The organism is Rheinheimera soli (assembly GCF_021290985.1).
GTDB lineage: Bacteria > Pseudomonadota > Gammaproteobacteria > Enterobacterales > Alteromonadaceae > Pararheinheimera > Pararheinheimera soli.
Genome location: NZ_JAJOYU010000009.1, coordinates 11,911 through 24,499, shown reverse-complemented (window position 1 = coordinate 24,499; position 12,589 = coordinate 11,911). Strand labels below are relative to the sequence as shown.

Here is a 12,589-nt window from a genome sequence, read left to right as displayed (position 1 = left end):
TCTGTCTTTTGTAAAGTGCGTTAAAGTAGCGGCTGTTTAGAAAGAGCCGTCCAGACGTCAGGATTATTCGTAGATAGATCTTTCACTGATAAACCCAAGGCCACAAAATAAAGATCATCCATAGATGACCCAAAGCCGTTTTCTAATTTGTTTTTTATTCGATAAAGCGTTGTAACAGGAGCAAGAGATGACCACCTATAACTTTTGTGCTGGCCCGGCTATGTTGCCGGTGGAAGTGATGCAACAGGCACAGGAAGAGTTGATCAACTGGCACGGTCGCGGCTGCTCCATTATGGAGATGAGTCACAGAGGCAAAGATTTTATGCAGGTTGCGGCTCAGGCAGAGCAGGACCTGCGCGATTTATTGTGCATACCAGCCAACTACAAAGTGCTGTTTATGCACGGTGGTGGTCGCGGTCAGTTTTCTGCTGTGCCACTGAATTTAGCTAAAACTGGTGTCAGTGCAGATTATATTGTCTCAGGCGCCTGGTCTAAGGCTGCTGTTGAAGAAGCCGAAAAATTCACTGCCTTAAAAGCTCAGGCGATTCAGTTTAAGCAAGATGGCCTTCGCACTTTAATACCAACTTCAGACTGGCAGCTCAATGACAATGCCAGCTTCGTGCATTTTTGCCCGAATGAGACTGTGGATGGCATGGAGTTTATCGACTTACCCAGCACCAAAGCGCCTTTAGTGGCCGATCTGTCATCCACTATCTTATCTCGGCATATTGATGTCAGCCGTTATGGTGTGATTTATGCCGGAGCTCAAAAGAATATCGGGCCTTCAGGTTTAACTCTTGCCATAGTGCGTGAAGACTTGTTACCCGCCAAAGGCAGCAGCATTCCGAGCGTTTTAGATTATCGTTTGGCCGCTGACAACGACAGTATGTTTAATACGCCGCCCACTTATGCCTGGTATCTGGCTGGTTTAGTCTTCCAGTGGCTGAAGCGTCAGGGTGGTGTTGAAGCTATGCAGCTACGCAATAAGCTTAAAGCCGAAACCTTGTATGGTTATATCGATCAAAGCGATTTTTATCGCAACGACGTAGCGCCTCAATTCCGTTCCTCGATGAACGTACCGTTTTTATTGGGTGACGAAACGCTGAACGACTTGTTTGTCAACGAAGCCGAAGCCAATGGTTTGTTGGCATTAAAAGGCCATCGTATGGTCGGCGGTATGCGCGCCAGTATCTACAACGCTATGCCACTTGAAGGCGTACAAACTTTAGTGACTTTTATGAAAGAATTTGAGCGGGTGCACGGCTGATGAAAACTTTAACCTTAGAACCTATCGCTAAAGTTTCAGGCGTGGTGCATTTACCTGGTTCAAAAAGTATCTCCAATCGGGCTTTATTGCTGGCCGCTTTAGCCAAAGGCACAACCCGTATCACCAATTTGCTCGATAGCGATGATGTCAGCCATATGCTTAATGCCTTAACAGCACTTGGCGTACAGTTTTCGTTATCTGCGGATAAAACAGTGTGCGAAATCAATGGTGTGGCGGGCGTATTTCAGCATAAAGAACCTCTTGAGCTGTTTTTAGGCAATGCCGGCACGGCGATGCGCCCGTTAACTGCAGCTCTGGCTGTGTCCAATGTCGATGTAACCTTAACAGGTGAGCCACGGATGTACGAACGTCCTATTGGTCATCTGGTGGATGCATTGCTGCAGTGGAATGCCGATATCGAGTACCTGCAGCACAAAGACTATCCGCCGCTGCGTATTCGCGGTAAAGCGCTTGCTGGCGGTAAAATCAGTATTGATGGCTCTGTCTCCAGTCAGTTTTTAACTGCTGTGCTGATGGCTGCACCTTTATTATCGGGTGACAGCGAAATTGTCATTAGCGGCGAGCTGGTGTCTAAACCTTATATTGATATTACTTTGGCCTTGATGGCTCGTTTTGGCGTAGTGGTCGAAAACAAGAACTATCAAAGCTTTGTTGTCAAAGGCAATCAGCAGTATCAGTCGCCTGGTGATTTCTTAGTTGAAGGGGATGCATCTTCTGCTTCTTATTTCCTCGCAGCTGCAGCTATTAAAGGCGGTACGATAAAAGTCACAGGTATTGGCAAAAATGCAGTGCAGGGCGATATTCACTTTGCCGACGCTTTAGAAGCTATGGGAGCAACAGTAGACTGGGGTTATGACTACATTTCGGTTACCCGTAACCAGTTAAAGGGCATAGACCGCGATTATAACGCCATTCCTGATGCAGCTATGACCATTGCGACCACAGCTTTGTTCGCTGAAGGTCCAACAGCTATCCGTAATGTCTACAACTGGCGCGTGAAGGAAACTGACCGCTTATCGGCTATGGCGACGGAACTGCGTAAAGTAGGTGCTGAAGTGGAAGAAGGTGAAGATTACATTTTAATCACGCCACCAACGACACTGAAACATGCCAGCATAGCAACCTACAACGATCACCGGATGGCTATGTGTTTCTCTTTGGTTGCATTAAGTAACACTGCGGTAACCATTGAAGACCCAGATTGTACCCGTAAAACATTTCCTCAATACTTTGAAGTGTTTAGCACACTCAGTACTTTAGTTTGATATGTAACGCGTAACCCAAGTGGTTACGCGATCCCCTTGATTAAACCGCGCTTTTTGTCATTTATTTCTGTATAATGCCGCATCTTTTTGTGTGTTCGACTGTTTTGGAGGCAGAATGCAACAAGCGCCGGTAATTACCATTGATGGACCAGGTGGCTCAGGGAAAGGCACTATTTGCCGTTTAGTTTCCCAAAAACTGGGCTGGCATCTGCTGGATAGCGGAGCGATTTATCGTGTATTAGCTTTAGCTGCTATCCATCATCAGATTGCCCCTTCTGACGAAGAAGCATTACAGCCTTTGGCTGCTCACCTTGATGTACAGTTTACCTGTGACGAACAAGGCAATACCCGTATTACGCTGGAAGGCGAAAATGTCACTCATACCATACGTACTGAAGAAGTAGGGTCAGTGGCCTCTAAAATTGCCTCTTTACCACGGGTACGTGAAGCCTTATTACGCCGTCAACGTGCTTTTAAAGAAGCGCCGGGTTTAGTCGCAGATGGCCGTGATATGGGCACTGTGGTGTTCCCACAGGCAGAAGTTAAAATCTTTTTAACAGCCGACGCGTCAGAGCGCGCCAGACGGCGTTATTTAGAGTTGAAAGAAAAGGGCCATGATGTTAACATCGGCGACCTTTTGAGCGAAATACAGGCCCGTGACGAACGGGATATGAATCGCGCCGTAGCGCCTTTAAAGCCTGCAAGCGATGCATACATGCTGGATTCGACCAATAAATCCATTGAACAAGTGTTGGACGAGGTTCTCAACGTCTGTAAAAAGTTGAACCAGGCCTAGACCTTCACGTTGGACAGCTTGTCGCAAGGAAGATGACAAGTTAACTTAGCAACCCCATGACACAGGACTGTGCGTGGAGCACTTAAACTGAAAAAGTGAATATGACTGAAAATTTTGCACTACTGTTTGAGGAAAGCCTCAAGACTATCGAAACTCGCCCTGGTTCTATCGTTAAAGGAACCATCGTTGCTATTCATAAAGACGTAGTACTGGTTGACGCCGGTCTGAAATCTGAAGCAGCAATCCCGGTTGAACAATTCAAAAACCTGGCTGGCGAGATTGAAGTGAGCGTTGGTGACATCATCGACGTAGCTCTGGACGCGGTAGAAGACGGTTTCGGTGAAACCTTATTATCTCGCGAAAAAGCTAAACGCCATGAATCCTGGGTTCGCCTGGAAAAAGCTTGTGAAGATAAAGTTACTGTTATCGGTATCATCACTGGCAAAGTTAAAGGCGGTTTCACTGTCGAAGTCGATGGTATCCGTGCATTCCTGCCTGGTTCATTAGTTGACGTGCGTCCGGTACGTGACACATTACACTTAGAACACAAAGAACTTGAGTTCAAAGTAATCAAATTGGATCAGAAGCGTAACAACGTGGTTGTATCACGTCGTGCTGTGATCGAATCTGAAAGCAGTGCTGAGCGCGATACACTGTTACAAAACTTAGAAGAAGGCATGGAAGTTAAAGGTATCGTTAAGAACCTGACTGACTACGGTGCATTCGTAGATTTAGGTGGCGTTGACGGTTTACTGCACATCACTGACATGGCTTGGAAACGTGTTAAACACCCAAGCGAAATCGTCAATGTTGGCGACGAAATCCCAGTTAAGGTTCTGAAGTTTGACCGTGAGAAACAACGTGTTTCTTTAGGTCTGAAGCAAATGGGTGAAGATCCATGGGCCGCTATCGCTTCACGTTACCCAGAAGGTGCTCGCATCACTGGTCGCGTAACTAACCTGACTGATTACGGCTGCTTCGTAGAAATCGAAGAAGGCGTTGAAGGTTTAGTACACGTTTCAGAAATGGACTGGACTAACAAAAACATCCACCCATCTAAAGTTGTTAACTTAGGTGATTCAGTGGAAGTTATGGTCCTGGAAATCGACGAAGAACGTCGTCGTATTTCTTTAGGTCTGAAACAATGTAAAGCCAACCCATGGGAAGAGTTCGCTAAGGGCTTCAACAAGGGTGACCGCGTATCTGGTAAGATCAAGTCAATCACTGACTTCGGTATCTTCATCGGTTTAGACGGTGGCATCGACGGTTTAGTACACCTGTCAGACATCAGCTGGAATTCAACTGGCGAAGACGCTGTACGTGAATTCAAGAAAGGCGACGAAGTACACGCAGTTGTGTTACAAGTTGACCCAGAGCGCGAGCGTATCTCTTTAGGCATCAAGCAATTAGACGAAGACCCGTTCAACGGCTACCTTGCTGATAACAAAAAAGGTGCTATCGTTAAAGGCAACGTAACTGCAGTTGACGCGAAAGGCGCTACTGTAATGCTGGAAGGTGGTGTTGAAGGTTACGTTCGCGTATCTGACATCGCTCGTGAGCGTATCGAAGACGCTACTACAGTATTAAAAGTTGGTGAAGAAGTAGAAGCTCGCCTGATGGGTGTTGACCGCAAAAACCGCGTAATCAGCCTGTCAATCAAAGCGAAATTCGAAGCTGAAGAAAAAGAAGCTATGGACACTATCAAAAAGCAGGATGATACTGATTTTGGTGGTAACGCTATGGCCGAAGCATTCAAAGCTGCTCAAAAAGCTGACTAATTGATGCTTGTATAGAAGGGCTGGAGCATTTGCTCCGGTCCTTCATTCTACTGATACAGCGGAGGGTCCATGACCAAATCTGAATTGATCGAAAAACTGTCTACTGATTTTTCTCATGTCCAGGTGAAAGACATCGAATCTTCAGTCAAAGAAATTCTGGAACAAATGGCCACCTCACTGGCGAATAACGAGCGTATCGAAATTCGTGGTTTTGGTAGTTTTTCTCTGCATTACCGCGCACCTCGTGTAGGTCGCAATCCAAAAACCGGCGATAAAGTGGAATTAGATGGCAAATACGTGCCTCATTTCAAACCGGGTAAAGAATTACGTGACCGGGTGAAAACTAACACCTGATCTCTTTTCAGCTAAAAAACGGGGTTGACGGAGTTTTGACCAGATTTTTTTATGTTGTCTTTATTATTGCCCTGATTATTTTCGGGCTTATTCTGGGTTCCCTCAATCAGCAAGTTGCTGAATTTAATTATCTTATTGCAAAAACAGAACTCAGAGTGGTGGATATCGCCGCTCTGTTTTTAGTCTCTGGTTTTCTACTTGGCCTGAGTGTGTCTATGGCCTTTATCCTGAAGGCAAAAACCAAAGGTTGGTTTGCTAAATCTTCAGATAAAACCTGACTCCTATGCTGGAACTGTTATTTCTGTTACTTCCTGTCGCCGCCGCTTACGGCTGGTTTATGGGCCGCAACAGCGAAAAACAAAAGGAGCTTAAGGGCAGGGCTTCTGTCACCAAAAACTTATCCTCTGGCTTAAATTTCCTGTTAACTGATCAGGAAGACAAAGCTATTGAGCAATTACTGCAATTGCTTGATGTGGAAGCCGCTACTATTGATACCTACCTGGCCTTAGCCAACCTGTTCCGTCGCCGTGGTGACTGGGATAAAGCCATTCGTATTCATGAAAAGTTGCATCAATTAAAACTGCCAAAACAACAGGCACAAAAAATACAGTTTGAGCTAGCCAAAGATTACTTTAGTGCGGGTTTATACGATAGAGCAGAGCCTTTATTAAGCGCATTGGTTCAGGCCGAAAGCATTCGCGAAGCTGTGTTAAAACAACTCTTTAGCTTATTTACTGCCACTCACGAATGGCAAAAAGCCATGGATTTCCGTGCAGTAGTAGAACAGACAGATTCCCGTTCCTTACGTATTGGCGTGGCGAATTTTAGCTGTGAAGCCTGGCGTAAAGAACCGGCGCCAAGCGATGCGTACCGCCAGTTGATCCAACGTTATCCGGTATCCTTGCGGCCTAAATACGAACTGGCAAAAAAACTGATTGCCGAAGAAGAGTTTACCGAAGCACGTGAGCTGTTGCTGGCCATACTGCAACAACGGCCTCAATGGGCTGCTGAGTTATTGCCTTTAGTGCAGCAAACAACACCAGAACCAGCAGAGTGGCAGGCACTTCTGACGGAACTGAGCCGCAAACATAAAAACATCAGCGCTATAGCAGAGCTGGCACAATTTTACGCGCAGGGCGAGAATCTGCAACAAGCTGAAAATTTGCTGACAGATAAATTGAAGCAGCAGCCGAATATCCGCTTATTTTTAAAGTTTATTCAAATCAGACGGTTGCAAGATCCGTCTGAGCCACATCTGGCTGAAATAGAACAAATGTTACAGGCTTATCTGGATACCAAAGTACTGTATCATTGCCGCAATTGTGGTTTTAAAACCAAACAACCTTATTGGCTCTGTCCGTCTTGCCAGCAGTGGGAAACAGTAGAGCCAATGACCGGCATTGACGGTCGCTGATCTGACAAAAAAGAGAACGTGATGAATAACACCAGTCCTATAGTGGTCGCATTAGACTTTGAACAAAAATCCGCAGCACTGAATTTAGTCAGCCAACTTGACCCGGCTTTATGTCGCTTAAAAGTTGGCAAAGAGATGTTTACTCACTTTGGCCCGGACTTTGTCAAAGAGCTGCATCAGCGCAAGTTTGACGTGTTTTTAGACCTGAAATTTCACGATATTCCAAATACAGTAGCCAAAGCAGTGAAAGCCTCTGCCGATTTAGGCGTGTGGATGGTGAACGTACATGCATCTGGTGGCAGCCGTATGATGATTGCAGCCCGTGAAGCCTTAGAAAGCTTTGGCAAAGAAAAACCTCTGCTGATTGCTGTCACCGTATTGACCAGTATGGAGCAAAGTGATTTAGTGGAGTTGGGTATTAATTTAACGCCACAACAGCAGGTACTGAGACTGGCAGGGCTGGTTGATAAGTCAGGCCTTGATGGCGTGGTTTGTTCTGCACAAGAAGCTGTTGAATTAAAACAGCAATTTGGTAAAGAATTCTGCTTAGTGACCCCAGGTATTCGCCCATCTTTTGCCACTGCTGATGATCAGAAAAGAGTGATGACTCCAGCTGATGCGTTAAAGGCTGGTGTAGACTATATGGTGATAGGGCGCCCAATTACCAAAGCTGCCGATCCGTTATCCGCTTTACAACAAATTTACCGGGAGATTTACCCCGCGCATTAAGAAAAAAGGAGCTTTTATTTGGATGCAGTGAATTTAACAATCCTGGTTGCAGGGGCTCTGTTTTTCTCCAGTATCGTTGCTACTCTGATCTCAGCGCGCTTAGGTGCGCCTTTATTATTAATTTTCCTCGTCATTGGCATGCTGGCCGGTGAAGATGGTTTGCTGGGCATCAAGTTTGGTAATCCTGATGTTGCTCTGCTGATTGGCTCTATCGCCCTTGTGATTATTCTGTTTGATGGTGGTATGCGAACTCATCCGGACAGAGTTCGGGTTGTCTTAGCGCCAGCTGCGGTATTGGCCACTTTAGGTGTAGTACTGACCTGCGGCATTTTAGGTGTCGCAGCGTCTTATCTGTTTAATTTGACCTTGCTCGAAGGCTTACTGTTGGGCGCCATATTAAGCTCAACTGACGCTGCTGCTGTATTTTCTATCTTCCAATCTGCCGGCTTAAATATTAAAGAGCGGGTGGCATCTACATTGGAAATAGAGTCGGGTAGTAACGACCCTATGGCGGTGATGCTGACATTCACTCTGGTTGGCGTTTTAGCAGGCCAAAGTGAATTGAATTGGTCTTTGTCGACTGTATTCTTTCAACAAGCCATAGTAGGCGCTGCAGTAGGGTATGGAGCAGGGCGCTTCTTTGTTTTGCTTTGCCGTAAACTGCCATTAAGCGCAGCCTTTTTCCCTTTACTGGCCGTATCTTATGCGCTGCTGATCTATGGCTTAACGAACCAATTTGGCGGTAGCGGCTTTCTGGCCGTGTATTTAATGGGCTTTTTAATAGGCAACGCTCGTTTACCCCAAATTCAGCAGATTTTACGTATGCACGACGGTTTAGCCTGGCTCAGTCAAATCATTATGTTTTTGATGCTTGGTTTATTGGTTACGCCAAGCAAACTGATGGAATATGCCATTCCGGCTTTAATTTTGGCCTTGGTGATGATTTTTATAGCAAGGCCTATAGCTGTGTTTTTAAGCCTGGTACCTTTTCATTTTCCAAAGAAAGATCAGGTATTTATCAGCTGGGTAGGGCTTCGTGGTGCAGTGCCTATTATTCTGGCGTTATTCCCATGGTTAGCTGGTGTGCCGAATAAAGATTTGTATTTTAACGTGGCGTTTTTCGTTGTGATTGTGTCCTTGCTTATTCAAGGCTGGTCTATAGCGCCTGTAGCACGCTGGCTGAAACTTGAAGTACCACCAGAGCCTGGTCCGGATCATTCCATGACACTGGATAGCGTCGACAGTAATGATTTGCTGCAGGTGTTGTCCTTTAAAGTCGGCAAAGGTTCGCCTATTGTAGACAGTGACTGGCAGCAACTGAATATGTCGCCTGATGTCAGCTACTTAGGTGTGCTGCGTAAAGGCGAATGGATCAAAGCCGAGCAAAGCCCAAGCTTTCAACTGAACGATATGCTGCTGGTATTAAGCAAAGCCAAAGATGTAAAAGCAGTCAGTGACAAAGTGTCCACCAGCGCAGAACAAACCTCGTTGGATAAACTGGACTTCTTCGGTGACTTCGTATTAAACGGCGAAATCACCTTAAACGAGCTGGATGGCTTCTACAGCATTAAATTCGCTGAAGATCAGGACCCAACCCAAAGCCTGTCCGAATACATCACCGAAAAATTCCATAGACGTGTGGTTGTTGGTGACCAGGTGCAGTTGGACCAGTTAGTACTGACAGTACGGCAAATAGACGACCACGACCAAATACTGCAGGTGGGTATTAAGTCGGCTTGATGAAATAGCGGGAAAGTTAATGATCTTTGGTGAGTTAAAATCCTTTATTGATTTAATGGTATGGCTTAAGTCATTGCTTCATAAAAAAGGAGAGCAACAGCTATCAAACTCTGTGACCAGCCGCTTTTTGCAGGTATTTTTTAATCATGGCGTGCATCATAACCAAATACCGCAGTACTGCAGCCAAGCTTTAAATCTTGCCCAAATTAATAACACAGAAAAGTTGGCAGAAGTTTTGACCCCAAAAATTCTGGAGCAAACTTCAACGTTCTTTGGGATTAGGCAAGACTGGCTGATAGGCGCCTCTAAGATCATTTACAATGTTCATGATTTTTATAAAGAACCTCGCCAAATGGTTACATTTTTGGAAGAAATTAAAAAAAGTCGAAATTATGTTACTTGTACTGTATTGAGGTGTCGGGACAAATCAGCAAATATACGTGAAACGCCGGGCATATTTGTATTTTCAGAAATAGTTTCTGAAATAAATAACAGACCGGTATTTAGACATCATTTTTGTGGCCTTCAGGCAATAGGGTATTGGAAAAGCCGGGCTGACTTCGCTGCATGTTGCGCACTCATCATTAAAAGTGAGATCCCAGCCTTTGGACACTTTGCTAATGAAGATTGGCTCAAAAGCGCTTATGGTGGCCTGAATATACCAGAATATGACTATGAGCTTGGTGAGTTAATTTTGCCAAACAAAGGAATATGGAACGTTTACGATTTTATAGAATTCCCAGACCTATATCTTTCACAGTTAGATACTGAGGGAGGTATTGCCGTTAATTTTGCTTTAAACCGATGGTTAATGTGGGCTAATTCAGGGGTGATCACATTCCGATATCGTGAAGAAGAAACCAAAGCTATCATCGCTAGCTTTGAAAAGGCATTAGATAGTTAAGTGGCGACGGTCATAATGCCGCATCAGTCTGACATTCAATCTTACTTATCTGTAGCCAGCCATAAGTGAACAACAATAATTGGCCACCTTTATAGACTTTGTTTGTATTGACATAATGTTACTTAGTTCAGGCAGCTATTAAAAACGAAACTTTTCTGCTAAAAGGTAACTGCATAAAATAAGCCTTACGACACGCTTTAAGACTAAGGTACTAGAAAGCGGAGCGTTTATACATTTTAGCTAGGTACTAGTATAAATCAGGGCGTTAGCAAAATAGGTAATACTTTCAATAATAATCAATTTAACATAATAATCATTATGTGACACTTGGTGTATTAGAGGAAAAGTGGATATTTATATATTTATCAATCAGATATCTAACATTCGCATGACTATTGTTCTGCTGCTTATATGCTATTACTTGCGATATTAACCTCTATTTGCAGCGTTAAACTCGTTAATTAGAACACGTGCCTAAGCTAAACAGGAAAACCATACACATCAATCTATATGGTTTTCATATCAGGATGAAGATTAATTGCGTGAAATTGAGGGTTTGCCGGGATTCTGGAAATTTCTCATGAAAAGTATATTATCTAACTGATTCAGAAATATATTTCTGAATTTCCTTTCCGCAGCATCGCTTGTATTTAATAGAACTCTTGCAACAACACGTATCGTGATCTCTATACCCCGCTTTTAGCGCCCCCAATAGAAATCTTTTGGCTTCCATAAGTGGTTTCATTTTTGCTTCAGGTACAGTTATAAAACCGTACTCGAATTCGCGGCCATCCTGTAAAGCTTTGCTGATAAGTTCAGATATTTGGATAAAGTGATGAATGATGGTGTCATCACGTAACGCGAGTCTTACATTGTCAACACGTTTGCCGTCATATGGCCGCTTTGGAGTGTGAGCGAACAAAATAGTCTGTTCTTCATCTTGCTTCGGTGTGATATCGACCCAGTCCCCTTCCGGGCTTTGCCAAATAGCATGAAACTCTGCTTCTATCATGACATTTGGCCACTCCCAAATCTGCCACCCGCAAAGCATTTTCCCGCCACTTGAGAGAACTTTGCGTTCTACATTCGGAAAGCATTCGCTCACTATCGCGCCTGATTCAGGCTGCACTTTTACATAAACCGGTGGTGCCTTCAGGTTTAATTTTGATATTAACCTATTGACTTGCTTTGAGATGGTTCGCGGGGTGTTTGAGTTGGTCAAAATGCCCCCTTAATGGTTTCGGGTATACGGATTTAATGGTTGATGGGGCACCTTCACCCCATCAATCTGATACCACACTCAGATGGTTGATAGATCGACTCCGTAGTTGAGTTCCTCTGCGAAGTCCGGCAGTCCGTAACCGATGGTTTTCTTGTAGAAAGGAGAGACCTTCGCAGTCGGTGCCTTCTTCTTGTGCTTCGTGGTGTAGGCGGCCAGCAGTTGCGGGAACGCGCCTGTCCAGGTCTCCATGATGAGGCGCTCCCGGTCTGAGACTTCGTGAGCGCGTTTCAGCAGGATTTTCCGGTCTCCCTTGAGAGTCCGGCTCTGGGACGGTTTCAGCTCCTTTCTGAGGCCCTTGCGCACTCTCTCTAGGGCATCGTTGGCCATGCGCACCACATGGAACTTGTCGACCACGATACGGGCCTGCGGCAGCACAGCCTTGACCGCTGCCCGGTAGGGGTTCCACATGTCCATGCTGACGATCTCGACCTTCTGCCGGTCTTTCAGCTTCATCAGGTAGTTGGTCACCACGTCCTGGCGGCGGGTAGCCAGCAGGTCGAGCAGGGTTCGCTCCTCAATGTTGGTCAGAATGCAGCGGTAGCGCTTGTTCAGGTATAGCTCGTCAATGCCCAGGATGCGGGGCGTCTCGAAGCGGTGCCAGCGCCCCAGGAACTCGGCGCGGGCGTTGAAGATGTCGCGCACCGTCTTCTCGTCCAGGCCGGTCTGTGCCGCCACAAAGGTGTAGGGGTGGTTGAAGGATTCCTTCTCCACGTACTCATGCAGCCGCAGTGTCATACGGAATCCGTCCACCATCTCCGGTAGCTGGGGCCTGAATGTTGTCTTGCAGGCCCGGCAGGTGTATCGGCGGCGGACCACCCAGAGAGTGACCCGCTTGCCGTGGATGGGCAGATCACGATAGGGAACGTCACGCTTGCCGAACCGTACGAACTCACCCTGCACGCCGCATTCCTCGCAGGCGATGGGATCGGGCACGTCCACCTGGAAGTGCATTTCGTCGTCGGTTGATTTGCAGCCCAGTACTTGGTATTGCGGCAGGTGAAGGATGTTGTCGGGAAGTTCGGTCATGGTGTTGTATAGG

12 protein-coding genes are annotated in these 12,589 nt (G+C 45.8%); 10 read left to right on the top strand and 2 right to left on the bottom strand.

The annotated features are described in order from the left end of the window. Positions 1–187 precede the first annotated feature (187 nt). From serC to LSG37_RS08050, 10 genes are all read left to right on the top strand, one after another. The gene (serC, locus tag LSG37_RS08095) at positions 188–1,267 is read left to right on the top strand and encodes a 3-phosphoserine/phosphohydroxythreonine transaminase (protein ID WP_233079397.1); all 1,080 of its coding nucleotides are present in this window, start codon (positions 188–190) and stop codon (positions 1,265–1,267) included. Next, entirely contained in the window at positions 1,267–2,553 is a 1,287-nt protein-coding gene (gene aroA, locus LSG37_RS08090) for a 3-phosphoshikimate 1-carboxyvinyltransferase (RefSeq protein WP_233079396.1), read from the top strand. Before serC ends, aroA begins: the two co-directional genes overlap by 1 nt. 115 nt (positions 2,554–2,668) lie before the next feature. Then, positions 2,669–3,349: a (d)CMP kinase gene (cmk, locus tag LSG37_RS08085; protein WP_233079395.1), complete on the top strand. Its 681-nt coding sequence runs from the start codon at positions 2,669–2,671 to the stop codon at positions 3,347–3,349. A gap of 101 nt (positions 3,350–3,450) precedes the next feature. Further along, complete coding sequence (rpsA, locus tag LSG37_RS08080) at positions 3,451–5,127, top strand: 30S ribosomal protein S1 (RefSeq protein WP_008899010.1); 1,677 nt, start codon at positions 3,451–3,453, stop codon at positions 5,125–5,127. Between the two features lie 69 nt (positions 5,128–5,196). After that, positions 5,197–5,481 (top strand): integration host factor subunit beta, encoded by a 285-nt coding sequence (gene ihfB, locus LSG37_RS08075; protein ID WP_008899011.1) that lies wholly within the window; start codon positions 5,197–5,199, stop codon positions 5,479–5,481. A 35-nt stretch (positions 5,482–5,516) separates the two neighbouring features. Continuing rightward, positions 5,517–5,759: a LapA family protein gene (locus LSG37_RS08070; protein ID WP_233007133.1), complete on the top strand. Its 243-nt coding sequence runs from the start codon at positions 5,517–5,519 to the stop codon at positions 5,757–5,759. A 5-nt stretch (positions 5,760–5,764) separates the two neighbouring features. After that, a complete protein-coding gene (locus LSG37_RS08065) occupies positions 5,765–6,895 on the top strand; it encodes an N-acetylglucosaminyl transferase (protein WP_233079394.1) in 1,131 nt (376 codons plus the stop codon). 21 nt (positions 6,896–6,916) lie between these two features. Further along, positions 6,917–7,624 carry an orotidine-5'-phosphate decarboxylase gene (pyrF, locus tag LSG37_RS08060; protein WP_233007135.1) on the top strand — a complete coding sequence of 236 codons (708 nt, stop codon included), beginning with the start codon at positions 6,917–6,919 and terminating at the stop codon, positions 7,622–7,624. A 27-nt stretch (positions 7,625–7,651) separates the two neighbouring features. Further along, positions 7,652–9,364 carry a potassium/proton antiporter gene (locus LSG37_RS08055; RefSeq protein ID WP_233079489.1) on the top strand — a complete coding sequence of 571 codons (1,713 nt, stop codon included), beginning with the start codon at positions 7,652–7,654 and terminating at the stop codon, positions 9,362–9,364. 19 nt (positions 9,365–9,383) lie between these two features. Continuing rightward, on the top strand, positions 9,384–10,268 hold the full coding sequence (locus LSG37_RS08050) for a hypothetical protein (protein WP_233079393.1): 885 nt from the start codon (positions 9,384–9,386) through the stop codon (positions 10,266–10,268). 592 nt (positions 10,269–10,860) lie between these two features. Here the strand turns inward: LSG37_RS08050 and LSG37_RS08045 are convergent. Together LSG37_RS08045 and LSG37_RS08040 are read right to left on the bottom strand one after the other, a co-directional pair. Then, on the bottom strand, positions 10,861–11,490 hold the full coding sequence (locus LSG37_RS08045) for a zinc chelation protein SecC (protein ID WP_233079392.1): 630 nt from the start codon (positions 11,488–11,490) through the stop codon (positions 10,861–10,863). Positions 11,491–11,568: 78 nt separating this feature from the next. Next, the gene (locus LSG37_RS08040; protein WP_233079391.1) at positions 11,569–12,576 is read right to left on the bottom strand and encodes an ISL3 family transposase; all 1,008 of its coding nucleotides are present in this window, start codon (positions 12,574–12,576) and stop codon (positions 11,569–11,571) included. Positions 12,577–12,589: the final 13 nt, after the last annotated feature.